General features: G+C 30.6%; 15 protein-coding genes. 5 read left to right on the top strand and 10 right to left on the bottom strand.

Annotation, left to right across the window (positions count from 1 at the left end; genetic code table 11):
• Positions 1 to 114 precede the first annotated feature (114 nt).
• The 6 genes from pyrG to guaA form a co-directional block, all read right to left on the bottom strand.
• Positions 115 to 1,728: a CTP synthase gene (gene pyrG, locus OZP07_RS15080; protein WP_194639587.1), complete on the bottom strand. Its 1,614-nt coding sequence runs from the start codon at positions 1,726 to 1,728 to the stop codon at positions 115 to 117.
• 248 nt (positions 1,729 to 1,976) lie between these two features.
• Positions 1,977 to 2,207 (bottom strand): DUF3820 family protein, encoded by a 231-nt coding sequence (locus OZP07_RS15085; RefSeq protein ID WP_194639588.1) that lies wholly within the window; start codon positions 2,205 to 2,207, stop codon positions 1,977 to 1,979.
• A gap of 66 nt (positions 2,208 to 2,273) precedes the next feature.
• Positions 2,274 to 2,675 (bottom strand): OsmC family protein, encoded by a 402-nt coding sequence (locus OZP07_RS15090; protein ID WP_281635743.1) that lies wholly within the window; start codon positions 2,673 to 2,675, stop codon positions 2,274 to 2,276.
• Positions 2,676 to 2,737: 62 nt separating this feature from the next.
• Positions 2,738 to 4,684, bottom strand: a complete 1,947-nt coding sequence (locus OZP07_RS15095) for a PBP1 and LysM peptidoglycan-binding domain-containing protein (protein WP_281635744.1) — start codon at positions 4,682 to 4,684, stop codon at positions 2,738 to 2,740.
• A 90-nt stretch (positions 4,685 to 4,774) separates the two neighbouring features.
• Positions 4,775 to 6,655, bottom strand: coding sequence for a LysM peptidoglycan-binding domain-containing protein (locus OZP07_RS15100; protein WP_281635745.1), 1,881 nt, complete (start codon positions 6,653 to 6,655; stop codon positions 4,775 to 4,777).
• A gap of 62 nt (positions 6,656 to 6,717) precedes the next feature.
• Positions 6,718 to 8,247: a glutamine-hydrolyzing GMP synthase gene (guaA, locus tag OZP07_RS15105; RefSeq protein ID WP_281635746.1), complete on the bottom strand. Its 1,530-nt coding sequence runs from the start codon at positions 8,245 to 8,247 to the stop codon at positions 6,718 to 6,720.
• 337 nt (positions 8,248 to 8,584) lie between these two features.
• On the opposite strand from guaA, the gene OZP07_RS15110 reads away from it, so the two are divergent.
• A complete protein-coding gene (locus OZP07_RS15110; RefSeq protein ID WP_281635747.1) occupies positions 8,585 to 8,872 on the top strand; it encodes a hypothetical protein in 288 nt (95 codons plus the stop codon).
• A gap of 434 nt (positions 8,873 to 9,306) precedes the next feature.
• Here OZP07_RS15110 and OZP07_RS15115 read toward each other — a convergent pair whose 3' ends face one another.
• Both OZP07_RS15115 and OZP07_RS15120 read right to left on the bottom strand, forming a co-directional pair.
• Positions 9,307 to 9,732, bottom strand: coding sequence for a hypothetical protein (locus tag OZP07_RS15115; protein ID WP_281635748.1), 426 nt, complete (start codon positions 9,730 to 9,732; stop codon positions 9,307 to 9,309).
• Positions 9,733 to 9,791: 59 nt separating this feature from the next.
• Complete coding sequence (locus OZP07_RS15120; protein WP_281635749.1) at positions 9,792 to 10,553, bottom strand: hypothetical protein; 762 nt, start codon at positions 10,551 to 10,553, stop codon at positions 9,792 to 9,794.
• Between the two features lie 159 nt (positions 10,554 to 10,712).
• Here OZP07_RS15120 and OZP07_RS15125 point away from each other — a divergent pair, with 159 nt between their 5' ends.
• The gene (locus tag OZP07_RS15125) at positions 10,713 to 10,985 is read left to right on the top strand and encodes a helix-turn-helix domain-containing protein (protein ID WP_281635750.1); all 273 of its coding nucleotides are present in this window, start codon (positions 10,713 to 10,715) and stop codon (positions 10,983 to 10,985) included.
• Between the two features lie 110 nt (positions 10,986 to 11,095).
• Positions 11,096 to 12,670, top strand: coding sequence for a DNA methyltransferase (locus tag OZP07_RS15130; protein ID WP_281635751.1), 1,575 nt, complete (start codon positions 11,096 to 11,098; stop codon positions 12,668 to 12,670).
• A gap of 9 nt (positions 12,671 to 12,679) precedes the next feature.
• Here OZP07_RS15130 and OZP07_RS15135 read toward each other — a convergent pair whose 3' ends face one another.
• Positions 12,680 to 13,183, bottom strand: a complete 504-nt coding sequence (locus OZP07_RS15135; RefSeq protein WP_281635752.1) for a hypothetical protein — start codon at positions 13,181 to 13,183, stop codon at positions 12,680 to 12,682.
• An 85-nt stretch (positions 13,184 to 13,268) separates the two neighbouring features.
• On the bottom strand, positions 13,269 to 14,240 hold the full coding sequence (locus OZP07_RS15140; protein WP_281635753.1) for a hypothetical protein: 972 nt from the start codon (positions 14,238 to 14,240) through the stop codon (positions 13,269 to 13,271).
• A gap of 279 nt (positions 14,241 to 14,519) precedes the next feature.
• Here OZP07_RS15140 and OZP07_RS15145 point away from each other — a divergent pair, with 279 nt between their 5' ends.
• Both OZP07_RS15145 and OZP07_RS15150 read left to right on the top strand, forming a co-directional pair.
• Positions 14,520 to 15,929, top strand: coding sequence for a phospholipase D-like domain-containing protein (locus tag OZP07_RS15145; protein WP_281635754.1), 1,410 nt, complete (start codon positions 14,520 to 14,522; stop codon positions 15,927 to 15,929).
• Positions 15,930 to 15,932: 3 nt separating this feature from the next.
• Entirely contained in the window at positions 15,933 to 17,576 is a 1,644-nt protein-coding gene (locus tag OZP07_RS15150) for a hypothetical protein (RefSeq protein WP_281635755.1), read from the top strand.
• The last annotated feature ends 26 nt before the right edge of the window (positions 17,577 to 17,602 follow it).

A 17,602-nucleotide genomic window follows, 5' to 3' on the forward strand; every position in this document is an offset into this window, starting at 1 on the left:
ATTGTTGTTTTTCGTCTTCCTAATTTAAACCAAATTTAGAGACTGATTCTGTTAGTCATCAATACTCATTCAATGTTACATTCTGACGATAATCTTTTCTAAAAAACTAATTTATTACTTCTTTTTCCCTTTAACCGCCGCTGCCACAAAACTCACAAAAAGCGGGTGCGGATTTGCTACCGTACTCTTATATTCCGGATGGTATTGTACACCAATGAAGAAAGGATGATCTTCTAATTCAACAATCTCTACTAAACCTGTATCAGGATTTACACCCGAAGAAATCAAACCTGCTTTCTGCAATTGATCAACATACTGGCTGTTGTATTCATAACGGTGGCGGTGACGCTCTGATATTGAAGTCTTACCATAAATTTTATATGCTAATGAATCTGGAGTAATGTCACATTTCCATGCTCCAAGACGCATTGTTCCTCCTTTGTCTGTAACATTTTTTTGATCTTCCATCAAATTTACTACAGGATTAGAAGTTTTGTCGTTCATCTCAGTAGAATTGGCATCTGCCAGTCCTAATATATTTCTGGAATACTCAATAATTGCCATCTGCATCCCCAGACAGATTCCAAAAAACGGCACTTTATTTTCACGCGCAAATCGAATAGCTTCGATTTTACCTTCAATCCCTCTCTCTCCAAAACCAGGAGCTACAAGAATTGCATCTAAATTTCCTAATTTTTCAGTAATATTCTCTGAATCAATAAACTCAGAATGAATAGAAACTACATTTACTTTAGTTTCATTAGCAGCGCCTGCATGAATAAACGCTTCCAAAATAGATTTATAACAATCCTGCATTTCTACATATTTGCCAATCAGACCAATGTTTACTGTATGTTTTGGGAATTTCAGTCTCTTTAGAAAGGTGTTCCAGTTTTTTAAATCCGGAGCTGCTTTTTTTGGTAAATCTAATTTTTTCAAAGCAACAACATCCAATCCTTCTTCCAGCATTAAATTTGGCACTTCATATATAGTAGAAGCATCGATAGACTGAATAACCGCTTCTCTTTTTACATTACAGAAAAGAGCTAATTTATTACGGATTTCGTCTGAAATTTCATTTTCTGTTCTGCAGACCAAAATATCGGCTTTAATTCCGCTTTCCATCAGAGTTTTCACAGAATGCTGTGTCGGTTTTGTTTTTAATTCTCCGGCAGCAGCCAAATAAGGCACTAAAGTCAAATGAATAACGATAGCATTATTTTCACCTAAATCCCAAATCAGCTGACGCACAGATTCGATATAAGGCAATGATTCAATATCACCTACTGTACCGCCAATTTCGGTAATAACAATATCATAATCACCAGATTTACCCAGCAATTGCATTCTTTCCTTAATTTCATTGGTGATATGAGGAACAACCTGAACCGTTTTACCCAAAAATTCACCTCTGCGCTCTTTTTCGATAACCGAAAGATAAATTCTGCCTGTGGTTACATTGTTAGCCTGAGAAGTCGGAACAGTTAAAAAACGTTCGTAATGACCTAAGTCCAAGTCCGTTTCTGCACCATCATCAGTCACATAGCATTCTCCATGTTCATAAGGATTTAAAGTTCCTGGATCAACATTGATATAAGGATCAAATTTTTGAATTGTTGTCCTATAACCTCTTGCCTGTAACAATTTCGCCAAGGAAGCCGCTATAATTCCTTTTCCTAAAGAAGAAGTCACACCTCCTGTAACAAAAATATATTTCGTTTGATTCATTCTGTTGCTGTTTGTATTGTAGTTGTGTAAAAAACGTGGCAAAAGTACAAATTTAATTAGACAATTTGCTAATTAGAAAATTAGAAAATGTGCCAAATCAAAAATTAATCCATGAGTCAATCTGATAATTTAAGAAATAGATAAATGATAATTAAAAAACAATGAATTAAATTCATTTCTAACCAATATTTTATAATTATCTATCTAAAGATTATGCAATTTTCTAATTCTCCTATTATCTAATTATTTTAAGGTTTCGGATATTTCTTTTTTATATTCCGAATCAGTTCTTCGAGTCCGTTGAGTTTTAACTCATGAACTAATTTCAATTGTTCGCCCAGTTCTCCTTTTGGAAAACCTTTATTGCTGTACCAGACAATGTAATATTCAGGAATATCAATAAGAAACCAGCCTTCGTATTTCCCGAAAGGCATTTTGGTGTGAGCAAGTTTTATGAGCTGTTTTTGGTTTTCGTCCATTTTTAAAAGTAAAAAGAAGCCCAAACAAAGAGCTTCTTTTCATTGAAATTATTAACAATTTAATTTTTATTTCCAGATGAAACTAATATCTTTTTTAATTTCAGTATTCAGACTCAGGAAAACGGGACATGTCATTGCTGCTCTTTCCAGAATTGTTTTATCTTTTTCTTCGGTAACTCCCTCCATTTCAAAAACAATTTCGATAGCACCGATGCGTCTTGGTTCGGCATTCATGATTTTGGTAACGGCTGCTGTAGAACCTTTAAAATCAATATTCAGATCCCTTGCTTTGATCCCCATAATCGTCATCATGCAGGTAGCCAAAGCATTGGCAACTGAATCAGTTGGAGAGAAAGCTTCTCCTTTTCCGTTATTATCTACTGGAGCATCAGAAAGCACTTCTGTTCCTGATTGTATATGTACAGAGGAAGTCCTTAAATCCCCTAAATAAGTTACTTTTGAAGTCATTTTTTTAGTTGTTGGTTGATGGTTTTTAGTTGTCAGTTATCAGAATACTTAAAACTACGTTTCTACTTTGCTTCTTTTACTGTCAAATCGGTGTCGTAATACAGGATGTAAACACCTTTATTGACATAACCACCTTCTTCTTTTTTATGATATTCAAACTTGTTTTCAACTTGTTCTGTTATCATCGTTTCGGCAGTTTCCTGATACGTTTTGCCCTGAGACAGACGCATCATCGTATCGAAAGTTATATCAAAACCACGAATTGCGAAAGTACTTGGATTGACTTTATTCTTTTTTCGGTAACTCTGCATGAATATTTGAGCTTCAGGAGAATTATTCTCTCGGGTTGCCGAAGGATACATCAAATGCAGTTTTGTCAAATTTTCAAAACTAATTTCATCAGTATCTAAAGTTTCATTTGGCTCCAAAATAACCAATTGCACCTGATAAGCAGCCATTACGCTGACCATTGCATTTATGGTATATTTAATCATTCCTGTATTGGCGGTTTCTAGAATGATATAATTCATTTTATCCTTAACCAGCTGACTTTTGAAACCTTCAACATTCAAACCCCCTGTCGGAGTCAAAGGCGCAATTTTCACTTGTTTTTGACTCTCAGAAATGTATTTCCTAATTGTTTCTCTTTTCTTATCAATAACCGCAATTATATTGCCTTGTTTTGTATTTAAAAAATCAAACATAGCCGTTTTTAAAACCGCAGCCGGAACAATTGACTGATATAAATTTGGTGTTGGATTTCCTGCATCTTTTGACAGCGGTGAAATAACCGGCACATTACTCTGACCAAGAAGGTTTGCCATTTTTTCTACATTTGTCTGATAAAAAGGACCAACAACGGCATCGGCATTTGCCAAATCATCAGCACTAAAAATAGTTCCAACATTTGAAGTTGTTTTTGCTTCATTCGAATCAAAAATCTTAATATCCATAGTAACTCCAGCCTGTTTTGCCGAATCAATCGCAACTAAAGCACCGGCATAAAAATCTAAAGTCATATTCAGGAATTTATCATTGTTCAGACGATTAACATTAGAACTGATAGTATCTCCTCCATTCTTGGCAATATTGAAAGGCAATAACAATACTAAAGTTTTCTTGTCATTACTGTTTTTCTTAGTCAAAACAACTTTTTGTTTAGCTGAACTAAATGCAATCTGATTTGATTTTGACGGTACCTTTAAAACCATTCCTTCCTGAACACCAGCCGATAAACCAGGATTCAAATCCACTAACTGCTGCTGTGTCAGTCCATACTGCTTAGACAAACTATAAAAAGTTTCTTTGGCTTTTACAGTATAATCAATATAACTTATAGGTTCAGACTTAGGAGCGGGCAATGATTTTACCGGCACCTCTTTGGTTTCTGAAACAACGGTTTTTGATGCTGCTTTCGGTCTGGTTCCTTTTATTAATAACTCATATCCGATCGTTAGATTAGGTATAATCTCAGGATTTTTTCGTTCCAATTCTTCAATAGTAATATCATATTTCTTTGCTATCGAAAATTTGGTTTCTTTTGGCAGTACCGTATGATAAATTACTGTGCTTTTAGCCACAATATTTGTTTTTGGGCTGTTCTTGGATGGAATATTTAAAACCTGACCCACCTGCAAACCTAATTTTTCAAGATCGGGATTTACTTTCTTTAAATCGGCATCAGTTACATCGTATTTTTTTTCAATACCAAATAATGTTTCCTTTGGAAGTACCTCATGAGTTTTCGGCAGCTGCTTAACCGCTGATTTTGCAGGCTGTTCAGCAGTTTTCCCTTTACCTTTTGAGATCAGCAGAACACTATTAGGTTTCACTCCTTTTTGTGCATCAGGATTTAGCTTATAAATATCGTAAGGAGTAACATTAAATTTTTGAGCAATCTGATTTACTGTTTCCCCTTTACCGACGATGTACTTATCTATTTTTTCCTGAGCAGCGATTGAAGTCAGTGAAAAAAATATCGTGCAAATTGTTACAAAAAAATAATTCATAGTTAGATCGGGTCATTTATATTTTAGTAAAAATACTGTCTTTATAACAGATATTTTCTCTAAAGACTGTTAATTTATTCTTTTATTGAATTACTCAGAAACTACATTTGCAATAAACATTTTTTCAAAAAGCGGTTTCCCTAGTTTTTGAATACACTCATACTGCGCCTCTTCTTTAGTTGCTTTTACTTTTGAATATACATAATATGAAATTACATTTATATTATAAAAGAAATTACTTTCCAAAGAACCGGAATCAGACAGCTTCTTGATAAAAGCATCTCTTTCCCTGGCATCCTTAAAGTTTCCTAAAATGACATAATAACCAGCTTTCAAATCCTTAACACCTTCTACTTTCTCAATTTTTATTGATTTAACTTTTGCCGGCTGTTTAGCCAATTCTTTTTTCATCTGCTCTAATGTAAGCGGTTTTGCAGCAGCAGTTTTAGTTTTTGCCTGCGCTTCTGATGCTTTATTCTGGTAGCTTTGATTTTTTAATTTGGCCAAATTATCATCAAACGTTCTGGCTTGTTTACTGTAAAAATCGGCTTTACTAATGTGCAGTCTCAATTCGGCTTTACTTTCATTATTAAGCGAGTCCAATTTTGTAATCAGTTTAATATTATTCAAATCACGCACCCGCTGCTGCATTTCCATCGTTTTTAATTCAGCAGGAGTCAATTTGGAAGCTTTTGCTTCAGCAGGCTGAGATTTACTGTTCTCTCTGATGCTTTTTTTATAAGTCTGATTTTCTTCTACAGCAATACGCTCCGCTTTATCCATCAGGTTCGTATATACCTTTCTATTATCAGCCAGCTGTTTTTTTAACTGCTGTGATAATTCATTCGTCTTCTGAATATTTTCATTTGAAATTTTTTGCAGACGAACTGACTCATCAAGATCTACCAATTCTGTCTTTTTTAACACCGACAAATCTTTACTCATCGTATTAACCAAAGAATCCAGTTTCACTAAAAGAATTTCCTGAATATTTTTATTTGCTTCTAAAACCAATTTCAATTTTTCAGCAGAACTTTCCTTTGTATTATCAATTTCTTTCAAATCTACCAAAAGACCATTAACCTTAACTACTCTTTGATTGATTTCCTGCTGTAGTTCCAGTTTGTTTTTTAGACTGCTGATTTCTTTTTCATTTGCTTTAGATTTCTCTACCACAACTTGCTTTTCTGCCAAAGCGAGCATCAATTCTTCATTTTCATTAGCAGGTTTAACTTCCTTAAGATTGATTGCCAGTCTATTTCCTTCTGTCAAACCATTAACAATTTCTGGATTTTGAGATTCCAATTGCTGTACGGTTATCCCAAATTGTTTAGCAATCGAATATTTAGTTTCTTTTGCTTTCACCACATAAAAAACGGTTTCGGCATTGATAACTCTTACTCTTCCGTCAAGTGTTTTCTTTTTATTTGGAATAGTAATTTCCTGCCCGATCTGTAATCCGTTTTTTAAAAGAACGGTATTCGCCTTATCTAAATCTTCAACCGATACATTATAAAGTCTGGCAATGCTGAACAATGATTCTTTTGGCTGTACTAAATGAGTATTTTTGGATGATACAGTCTCAGTTTTTGAATCCTGCGGTATAACTAATTCCTGGCCTACCTGCAGTCCATTAGCCAATGCAGCCACATTTGCGTTTTGAATTGCTTCCACTTTCACATTATACTTAGCGGCTAACCCAAACAATGTTTCTTTTGGAGCTACAACATGAATAACAGAATTTGGAATTTTAGAGGATGATTCCGGAATATTCAGTATTTGATTTTCTGAAATTCCGTTCTGGGCTTCTGGGTTTAATCTGTAAATTTCAGAAGGTGTGGTTTTGTAGTTTTGAGCGATCTGGGGGATTGTTTCGCCTTTTTGTACTGTGTGCTTAGTTGCGTATTGCTGTCCAAAAGATATATTTGATACAAAAGCAACAAACAATAAAAATCTTGAAAATTCTTTCATAAATAAGTAGGTTTAAACAATTAAGTCGTTACAAATGTAACGACTTAATGTTAAAAAAATTACTATTCCCACTCAATTGTTGCAGGCGGTTTTGAACTAATATCATAAACGACACGATTCACACCTTTTACTTTATTTATAATGTCATTTGACACTTTCATTAAGAATTCATAAGGTAAATGTACCCAGTCTGCAGTCATTCCGTCTGTAGATTCTACTGCGCGAAGTGCTACCACTTTTTCGTAAGTACGTTCATCGCCCATTACTCCAACACTGTTTACAGGAAGCAAAATCGCTCCTGCCTGCCAAACTTTATCATACAGTCCCCAAGATTTTAATCCGTCGATAAACACTTTATCTACATCTTGTAAAATCTGTACTTTTTCTAATGTGATATCTCCTAAAATACGAATAGACAATCCTGGTCCCGGGAAAGGATGTCTTCCTAATAATTCTGGATCAATTCCTAAAGTTGCTCCCACTCTGCGCACTTCGTCTTTAAAAAGCATACGCAAAGGTTCAACAATTTTCAGTTTCATATAATCCGGCAGACCGCCCACATTATGATGCGATTTGATTGTTGCCGATGGTCCTTTTACCGAAACAGATTCGATAACATCAGGATATATTGTTCCTTGGGCTAACCAAGTTACATCTTCAATTTTGTGTGACTCATCATCGAATACTTCAATAAATGCATTACCAATTGCTTTTCTTTTTAATTCAGGATCTGTAACTCCTGCTAAAGCATCATAAAAACGCTGTGAAGCATCTACTCCTTTTACGTTCAATCCCATTCCTTCGTATTGATTCAAAACACTTTGGAATTCATTTTTACGAAGCAGTCCGTTATTTACGAATATACAATACAGGTTTTTGCCAATTGCTTTATTCAATAAAACAGCAGCTACTGTTGAATCTACTCCTCCTGAAAGACCTAAAACAACTTTGTCGTTTCCGATTTTCTCTTTCATCTCCGCAACGATTTCTTCAACGAAAGCATTTGGAGTGAAATTTTGAGGAACCTCAGCAATTTTTACCAAGAAATTCTCTAACATCTTTGAACCATCTCTAGAGTGAAAAACTTCAGGATGGTATTGAATCGCATAAGTAGTTTCTCCTTCTATTTTGTAAGCAGCATATTCCACATCATGTGTACTTGCTAATTTTACTCCATTTACCGGCAGGGCTTTAATACTATCACTGTGGCTCATCCAAACCTGGCTGTTTTCAGAAACGCCGTCAAAGAAAGTTTCATTTTCTTTAATATAGGATAAATTCGCTCTTCCGTATTCTCTTGTGTTGGATGCTGCAACTTCTCCGCCGCTGAAATGGGCTAGATATTGCGCTCCGTAACAAACGGCAAGCATAGGAAGTTTACCTCTGATTTGTGATAAATCTGGATGCGGTGCATCTTCTCCTCTAACAGAAAAAGGGCTTCCTCCAAGAATTACGGCTTTATAACTTGATAAATCACTCGGAAAATGATTGTAAGGAAAAATTTCGCAGAATATATTTAATTCGCGAACTCTACGCGCAATAAGCTGAGTGTATTGCGATCCGAAATCTAAAATAAGTACGTTGTGTTGCATGCGCAAAAGTATAGTTATTTGTAATTTATTAATTTTTAGATACTTAAAATCATATTGTTCAAAAGTGGGACAAAAAGTGGGAAACTTTATTATCGACTTTTTTTATTTTTAACGTTGCAAAGGTAGTAAAAAAGAACAGAAGACTAGTTAAAGTCAATCGTTTTAAAATATTGAATCAACACCTAAGTAATGTATATACATGCTAATACATTAAGGCAGATCTATCGAACTACCCCTTTAAAAAATCCATATTTAAAAAAACACTTTCCAATTCTTGTATATATAATATATGGATTGAATCGATTTGTTTTAATTCTAAGAAAAAAGAAATTATAATATGAAAAAGAAAACACACCTACACACCAACTTTGTTAAGTTTATTGTTGAAAAATACAATAAAGAAAATCAAGAACTACCGGAAGAAGAAACACAAGCAACAAACAAATCAAATAAAAAAGTAACTGACAACATTGACGACATTTTAAACTATAATGATGAAGTTGAGGAGCAAGACGAGGACAAACAAGATGAAGACGAAAACGTTGATGACCTTTTAAAAGAATATCAAAAATTGGAAAAAAATTATTGGAGATTGAAGAATGATAAAGTTTATAAAAGACGATAAAATACTATACGACATAGAAACTATCAAACAAATCCTGAGAGTTCCACGTTCCAAAGTTCAAAGGGAATTAAAAAGACAACAAACCGAAATTATTAAATATAAAAATTTGTATTTATATCCCGAAACAACATTGTTTAAATTAATGGAAATCATTCTTATTGAAAAATTAAATAAGTCAAATGATAGACTGGAATAAAATTAAAAAATGCCAGGCCAATATTAAAGTCGAGAAAGAAAAATTACTAATTGAAAAGGATTTAAAAAAAAGAGAAAAGTTACGATTGAAAATTCAAATTGAGGAATTAAAGGTGAAAATTGAAAAACTGAATTGATATTGTCTTCAAAAAAATACCATCAAACAATATAAATAAAACAAAAAATCTTGCCGTAATGACAAGATTTTTTTGTTCTGTTACAAATGTAACACTATTTCATTATTTCTTTTTAGGAATTGTTTTTTTAGGAACTACTTTATTGAAAATTTCATTTCCTATACGACAACCGTTACCACACCCCCATAACATATCAATATTACCCATGACTTTTACTTTTATTGTATTATCAGGTGTAAAATTAAACTTTAGAATATAGTTAAATCCCCCTTGTGGATCTTCTTCGGTTAGAAAAAATTCTCCTTTTTTCGGTTCTTCGTTGTCTTCTCTACCAACTCCGCTCCCACCACAACTGCACATATCATCAGGATTTACCCCTTCCCACACAAAATTAAATGATTGATTATGTTTTGAGTAATTTGTAATTTTAAGTTTATACAAGCCATCTTTGCTCTTATAAGTACCATTTATTTGAGAGAAACCACAATTAAAAACTAAAAGTAAAATTGTTATAAATATATTTTTCATTTTTTTTAAAATTATTCGTTTTGAAAGTTTTTAGACTCTATTTAATTGTTTCTAATAAATTATTTCCAATAATTAAAATGAGGAACTTCTTTTTTTAATCCATCCATTATTTTTGAAAATTGTTCAAAAGATAGTTTTTTCATTTCCCATGAACTATATCTAGGATCGATAGCGGAATAATCAGCATTTGACATACAATTAGGCTTCCAGTTTTCTTTAAATACTCCATTTATAGTTTTAGGACAAAATACAATATTATAAACTCCATATCCATATCCCATTTCACCATTTGGTTTGTCAACAATTTCTTTATTATCCAATTCCAAACTCCATTCACTGTATGTAATTTTATTTTTAATTTCTTTAAATTTAGTCATATAAGTAAGACTAACACTATTGTCTTCTTCTGTTAGACCGCTAAGAGTAATTTCCCAACCATTAGATTTTTCTAAATTTTCGTATGTATAATCACTTGTAGTAATGTAATTATTACCATATTTTTCTCTAATAATTTCTTTATTTACCCAGCCGTTTTTAATCTCAATCTTTTTAACAATAGAATCATGCTGGTCTTTTTCAATACAAGTTCCAGTATATAATTCATTAGATCCGTTTTTCCGTATATCCTTTAAATTGTAATTATTAGTACCATCTGCATTTTTGGTTACTAGATTTAAATCCGCACATTGACAATCAGCATTGATTACACTTGTTGATAATTCCTCTGTTTTTTCTTTTGATTCGCTATTCGAATTTTTTCCTCCACAAGAAATTAGTAATACCCCTGTAATCATGATTAGCATTAAATTGATTTTTTTCATTTCATTTAGTTAATTAATTTTTCCTACTCTTAAGCTTTTCGGACACGCTCCGTTTTTATGGTTTCTGGACTCCATCGAATTAATAATTTATACAGATTTTATTACGGTAAAAATATACAAAAATCACAAACTAATCATACATGATTAGTAAAATCATAAATGATTAGAGGAATTTTACGTATTAATAATCCGTTACAATTGATTTACACTAAGGATAAAGAGTATTTAACTAAATTTGGTCAACATCTAAAAAAGATGAGGGAGGAGAGAAATATGTCCCAAGAGCAGTTAGCAAATATGGCAGAAGTCTCATTGCCACAAATTACTCGAATTGAAAGAGGTGTTATTAACCCTACCATTTGTACTATAAAATCTTTGTCTGTAGGATTGGGTGTTGAAATGTCTTTTATGTTTGACTTCGAAAATAAATAGTTAAAAGCTTCGAGCCTAACTCTTACTTATAATTAAATTTGAATTTCTATGAGTTTAACTTCCTTTCATCTGACAGAAAGTTAATCTATTGATAACTAAATCAAAACTAAATGCAAAACCAATTTTTTGAAGAAGAAGAGCAAGAGGAAACAATAGAAGTTTTTGAAATTGCACTTTCAGAGATAAGACCCCATCCGACATCATTATTGATTTATGATTATAAAAAGAATAGTAAAGATATAAAAGTCCTAGCTAAAACTATTGAAGCAGTAGGGCAGTTAGAACCTATTGTCATAAATCAAGAAAATTTTATCATTTCAGGAAACAGAAGATATAGGGCATTACTATTTCTTGGCAAAAAGTATATAAAAGTAATACGAACAGATACAACCAAAAATGAAGGTGATAAAATTGTTTTTCATAATCAACAAAGAAAAAAAACTACCGGTGAAATAATAAGAGAAGCAGAATCTATTTTAGGAACTCTTGGGGTAAATCAAGGAAAGAGAAAAGATTTAATTGGAGATACTCCAAATAGTTATGGAACTGTTGGTAAGGATAGATTTGAAATAGCTGCCAAAGTTATTGGTGACATATCTGCGTCAAGTTTGCGCCGTATTATGGATGTTGTTGCATTTGAAAAAGAAACAGAGGAAAATAAAAACATTGGACTTATCGAAAGAGTTGTAAAAGGAGACATTACAGCTAATCGTGCTCATACTATGATGAAATCTATCATAGATGAAAGAAAAGTTCAAAAGACATTACAAAAACGTTCTTTAAAGCCTATTGCAAATGATGATTATGCTATTTACAATAAATCATCTGAAAAAATGGATGAGGTGAAAAGTAATTCTGTTCAAGTTGTATTCACCAGCCCCCCTTATTTTAATTTAAGAAATTATGGAAATAGTACTGAGGATAAAAATGAGCTAGGGCACGAAACAACACCACAAAAGTTTGTTTTAAATCTAGCCAAACATTTTAAGGATGTTAAAAGAGTTTTGAAAAAAGAAGGTTCATTCTTTTTAAATATTGGTGAAACATATAGTAAAGGTGAAAATCTCCTAATTCCAACACGATTACTTTTAGAAATGTGTGATAAAGAAGGTTGGTATATTGTAAACGAAATTATTTGGAGAAAAACCAATCCGATGCCTCTACCAAACAGCAAAAGATTACAGCCGACTTATGAGAAAATCTTTCATTTAGTAAAAGATATTGAGAATTATACATATCATGAGTTTTCAATTAAAACTGATGAAGAAATTAAAGTCGTTAAATCTCCAGCAGGAAGAAATACAACTTCAACTGAAAGAACTGAATCAGGATATACTCTCGCTAGAGGTGTCCAAAAGTTTAAAGATTTTATTGAAGAACATCAAATAGGAGATGTTATTACGGGGCCAAATGCCGCTAATCGTCAAGTTGAATTACAAAGAATCGACCCAACTAAAGATCATCCTGCATTGATGCCAGAGTACCTGCCTTTGCTTCCAATATTGACTACTTCTAATATTGGAGATATTGTTTTAGACCCATTTTCGGGATCAGCAACAACGGGTAAAACGGCATTACTATTGGGAAGAAAGTATGTTGGGTACGAATTAAATAAAGATAATTATGATTTAAGTTTAGTTGTACTAAACGAGGTAGTAAGTGAAATTAAAAAAAAGGAAAAATAAATTTTAGCTTTAGATTTTTAATCTTGATTGTACCGGCAAAAATTCATATTCATCTTGAGTGTTAAATATATAAATAGTTATGAAATCTTTATATTTAATATCGTATAGTTTTGCTATTCTAAAAGTATATTTCTCAAAAGGTTTATCACTTTCAATGAACTTTTTTACTTTTAATATTGCATAATCAACCGATTCTATAAATTCTTGATTATGATTTTTGTATTTATTACCAAAGCCTGATATTTTAATTCCAATTTCATATCCTTTATAAAAATTTTTGCGACTAGTAGTACCCAACTTATACTCTGAATGGATATGCTTAAATATAATTGAAAGTGAATTTCTTTTTAGTAAACTTTTATAATCTTCTGACAATTTCTGATATAGATTTAATTTATCAGTTTCTAATACTACATCATTTGCTTTCATATCAATTTTAATTTTGAATTCATCTTGTGAACTATCAAAATCTACAAACCCATATTCTACCCATTCTTTAAATTTTTCTACCATAAAAATAAATATTTAAAAACATTTTCGTAAATAAAATAACAACAGGCAAAAAAGACAAGTAATTACTTTTTAATTTGAGAGGAAGTTATAAAAAACTTACCTCAAAATCAATATTCTGATATTTAATTTTACAATACGCAAGAATATTATAAACTTCTATATCTCTAACTATTAAACAATCGTGAATAGGAAGGGCAAAATCTGTTGGAATATTTTCCAATAAATCATCAATCCAAATCTTAGCTTCTTCTCTTTGCAGATATGAGGCGGCATCTTTATAATTCTTTGTTTTAAGTCTTTTAATGAATTTTGATACTATTGGAAATAAAATATGAATTTTATAATTTGGAACATAACCACTTGAATTTAAGAAATACATAAACAAATCCTTTGCTTGCTGTCTATTATTTAGATTTAATTTTTGAACTAAATAATTGTAAAAATCTACTTCAAATGCATCTTCATAATTTTTATCTACGATGTCTTGTTCTTTTATAATATTTAAAAGGAGCTTCGGCTGAGAACATTTGGCGTCAATCATAGCAAATCCTTTATTCTTTAAATCTTCTTTATAGATTGGGATTACTGGATGATGGACTCTTCTTCCAAAAGTATCTCTTGATATTTTACCAACATAACCCAATTCATTCATTGAGTGTTCTATTATTGAATACCATCTAAATTTTCTTTTATTATTAAAATCTACATCTTCAATAATTCCTTGCGTAATATCAATTAGGAATTTATACTTCATACAGATTCCTTTTGAAACATTATAATATCTCTTTTCTACTGATTCAAAAATTAATTTAGGGTGTTGCTCAATTCTAGTGAATGGTTTTATTATGGAGGCTTCTTCTAAAGCATTTAGGGCTCGTTTGTAGCGTTTATTTACTTTTTCCAAGTAAGTAGATGGGACAGGGAAATATCCGTATTTATTTTGTCTTTTTGACATTATGGTAAGAGCGGCATAAATTTTATATCCATTTTTTTGTGCTGTTCTATTTCCTATTTTGGAGATACAATCAGTAACTTGTTGAGGTATGATAACTTTCATATAATAATTTATTAGTTCAATCATTATATGTGAAATGGATATTTTGTTTTAATCTTTTTTAATATTAAATCTTTTTCAAAAGTGAGAAACAATATATTGATATGAAGTTTATATCAGTATCATAGATAGCTTTTGGGAAAAAATTAATAAAGATCATTGAATCCAAATAAAACTGTTGTTTTTTACTTATATAAAAAAAAATAAAACGTAAATCAAAAAACTCTATTCACAATTTAGGAGATAAATAATTTCTATATTTGAAAAGAACAAAAGAACCGAATGAAATCACAAGCCTACTTCGAAAAAATCCATAAACAAATTGAAATTCGTTTACAAGAATCCCAAAAAAGTATTAGAATTGCTGTTGCTTGGTTTACTGACACTAAATTATTTGATATTCTTTGCCAAAAAGCTAAAGAAGGGATTCGGGTTGAATTGCTTATGGCAAATCACGAAATTAATCTTGACAGTAATATAAATTATCGGGAATTAATCAATAATGGAGGACAACTATTTTGGATAGGAAAAGACACTGCTTATGCTCCATTAATGCATAATAAGTTTTGTATCATTGACAATACTATTTTAATTTTTGGCTCATATAACTGGACGCAAAAAGCAAAGACAAACCACGAAAGTATTACAGTAATTGAAGAAGATTACAACCTCATTTTAGACTTCAATCAGGAATTTGATAAAATAAAAGATAAATATTACAATCCAAATGCTGAGATAGAGTGGATTAAAATTGTTATTCGTTTAGAAACTTTATTAAATGTTATTAAACTTGAAGATTTAGAAGATATTAATTATCAAATCGATAAAACAAAGAGCTTGATTCCTAAAAACCATTCTGATAAAAAGCTTGATTCATTAGCCACTATATTAAATCATTGTTCAAAAAAAGAATTCAGTCAAGCTGTGGTTTTGATTCAAAATTTCACCAGGGAATTCAAAAAAATAAGTATTTACAATGATCCTGAAATCCCTGCTTTACAGCTTGAAATTAGAAGTCTTGAATATCAAATTTCTACTTTGTCTGATGAAAAAATAGATATAGAAAAAGAGATTAGAAGTTTCGAATTAAAATACAATGAAGAATTAGGAGGATTGATTACCAAAATTCTTCATTACAAAAAAATTGTAGCAGATAGAATTGCTAAAGAATCTAAAGATGACAAACAAAAACAACAAAACTACGAAGAAGCTAAATTTGACTATGAAGATTTTTCAAAGGCATATAACGATAAGTTAAACGAACCAAAACCTTTAGTTTTAGACGAAGAAAAACAAAATGAATTAAAGAAAAATTATCGTAAAGCAACTAAACTTTGCCATCCTGACAAAGTAATGGAAGAACAAAAAGAATTGGCAACAAAAATTTTTACTGATTTAAAAAATGCTTACGATAAAAATGATCTCGAAAAAGTAAATCAAATTTTAAAAGATTTAGAAAAGGGAATTTTCAAATCTCAAGGAGAAACAATAAACGAAAAAGATAAACTTAAAATAATTCTAAAAAATTTAATTCGCAAACGTAATGAATTAGAAGAAATGTTATTATCAATCAAAAATACCGATGCATTCAACAAGATTAGTAATATTAAAAATTGGAATAATTATTTTCAGGATACAAAAGAAGAATTTAATAAAATTCTTGAAGAACTAAAAAACGAAACGACTGTTTAGAATATGGAAGAAAATAACAAATCTTTAATATCAATAAATAATTCATTAGCTAAAATTGAAAAACAAATTGCTATTGGGGAAAAACTTTTAGGTGGGAAATTAAGCTATTTTGAAAGAGAAAGGATTAAAAAATTTTTAATAGAAATTATTGACAATAATTATGGTGTTGTTAAAATTATTAGTAGTTATTTCCCATTAACAGAAGAGCTAATAGCAAGATTTAAAGACAGGTTAAATTGGGGAAGGTTATGTGGAAATAATCAAGTAGTTTGGAATGAAAAAGCAATTGATAAATATTTTGAATTTATTGATTGGGAATCTATCAGTGAAAATTCAAATATTGAATGGAATGAAGAACTATTAGTTAAGTATATTGACTATCTAAATTTTAATTATGTATTCTTTAATGATTCACCCCGTTTAAAATTGACATTTGATTTATATGAAAAATTTAAACATAAAATTGATATTGAAAACTTAGAATATTTTGATTTTGAACTACCTGCAGAATTAATTAAAGATAATATTAATGTTGTACATTGGGAAAACATAGCATTAACAAAAGAAAATTTGGAACTTTTTCAAGAAAAGATAAATTGGGAAGATTTCAGTAAAAGTAAAAATCTGACATTAACAGACGAGTTAATTATAAGTTTCAAGCATAGGTGGACATGGGATGAAATCATTAAAATTGAAAGAAAAAATGGCATTTCAACATTTATTAGAATATTCGAAACACAATATTCTGATGCAACTTATACTAATATTTTGTATAATGTTGACACTGTAATTGACGAAGAATTATTAAATTCAATAAATAATGAATTTGTTTGGTCTCATCTAAGTAGAGATGTAGATTTTAAAAATAGCCATTCATTGATAGAAAAATACGAAAACAGATGGGATGGAAGATTACTAACTTATAATAATTCTATAGAATGGACATCTAAATTAATTGAAAAATATAAAAATAAAATTGATTGGGAGTTTTTTAGCTTAAATCCCAATTTACCGTGGTCAGAAGAATTTATTGAATTGTATTATGATTATTGGGATTGGAAAATATTAGGAATGAATACTTTTTTACCGTGGACAATTGATTTTTATAAGAAATATAAGCATAAATTTAAGGAAGATTTTTTATTTTTTTCAAAAAAATTTAATCAAAAAGAAAGGCTTCCTATCTCATCTTCTCTGAGTGATTATTTTGTAGATTATCACTACTCTAAAGCTATAGTAAAAGAAAAATATGATCCAAGTTTAATTTTTCACATAAAAGATATTCTTGATTGGGAACTTTTTAGTAAACATTACACTTGGTCATTAATTGAAATTGAAAAATATCAAGAATTCATAAATTGGAATCTTTTAAGCTTAAACAGAAATATTAAATGGTCTATTGAACTAGTAAAAAAATATGAAGATAAATGGGATTGGAATTCTATTGGACGGAATAAATCAATTGAAGAATTTGATTTAAGTTTATTAACTAAGTATGTAAACTATATAAAAGATAATGATGGTTTAGTAAACCGCTATCCATTTATAAGAATCAGAAACCTTTTTTTAAAGCACATTGATGAAAATGATGTAACTGAAATTTTAGAAAACTATCAAAGTAATCAATTATTAAATTGTTCTAAATAATAAGCAAAATCATCTATTTAAAATTG

This window comes from Flavobacterium marginilacus, from assembly GCF_026870155.1.
Taxonomy (GTDB): Bacteria; Bacteroidota; Bacteroidia; order Flavobacteriales; family Flavobacteriaceae; genus Flavobacterium; species Flavobacterium marginilacus.

Excerpts from the sequence above, each read along its gene's own strand:
- pyrG (WP_194639587.1), bottom strand. The coding sequence starts at position 1,728 with ATGAATCAAACGAAATATATTTTTGTTACAGGAGGTGTGACTTCTTCT.
- OZP07_RS15150 (WP_281635755.1), top strand. The coding sequence starts at position 15,933 with ATGGAAGAAAATAACAAATCTTTAATATCAATAAATAATTCATTAGCT.
- OZP07_RS15090 (WP_281635743.1), bottom strand. The coding sequence starts at position 2,675 with ATGACTTCAAAAGTAACTTATTTAGGGGATTTAAGGACTTCCTCTGTA.
- OZP07_RS15125 (WP_281635750.1), top strand. The coding sequence starts at position 10,713 with ATGATTAGAGGAATTTTACGTATTAATAATCCGTTACAATTGATTTAC.
- OZP07_RS15110 (WP_281635747.1), top strand. The coding sequence starts at position 8,585 with ATGAAAAAGAAAACACACCTACACACCAACTTTGTTAAGTTTATTGTT.
- OZP07_RS15140 (WP_281635753.1), bottom strand. The coding sequence starts at position 14,240 with ATGAAAGTTATCATACCTCAACAAGTTACTGATTGTATCTCCAAAATA.
- OZP07_RS15085 (WP_194639588.1), bottom strand. The coding sequence starts at position 2,207 with ATGGACGAAAACCAAAAACAGCTCATAAAACTTGCTCACACCAAAATG.
- OZP07_RS15145 (WP_281635754.1), top strand. The coding sequence starts at position 14,520 with ATGAAATCACAAGCCTACTTCGAAAAAATCCATAAACAAATTGAAATT.
- guaA (WP_281635746.1), bottom strand. The coding sequence starts at position 8,247 with ATGCAACACAACGTACTTATTTTAGATTTCGGATCGCAATACACTCAG.
- OZP07_RS15115 (WP_281635748.1), bottom strand. The coding sequence starts at position 9,732 with ATGAAAAATATATTTATAACAATTTTACTTTTAGTTTTTAATTGTGGT.
- OZP07_RS15135 (WP_281635752.1), bottom strand. The coding sequence starts at position 13,183 with ATGGTAGAAAAATTTAAAGAATGGGTAGAATATGGGTTTGTAGATTTT.
- OZP07_RS15095 (WP_281635744.1), bottom strand. The coding sequence starts at position 4,684 with ATGAATTATTTTTTTGTAACAATTTGCACGATATTTTTTTCACTGACT.
- OZP07_RS15120 (WP_281635749.1), bottom strand. The coding sequence starts at position 10,553 with ATGAAAAAAATCAATTTAATGCTAATCATGATTACAGGGGTATTACTA.
- OZP07_RS15100 (WP_281635745.1), bottom strand. The coding sequence starts at position 6,655 with ATGAAAGAATTTTCAAGATTTTTATTGTTTGTTGCTTTTGTATCAAAT.
- OZP07_RS15130 (WP_281635751.1), top strand. The coding sequence starts at position 11,096 with ATGCAAAACCAATTTTTTGAAGAAGAAGAGCAAGAGGAAACAATAGAA.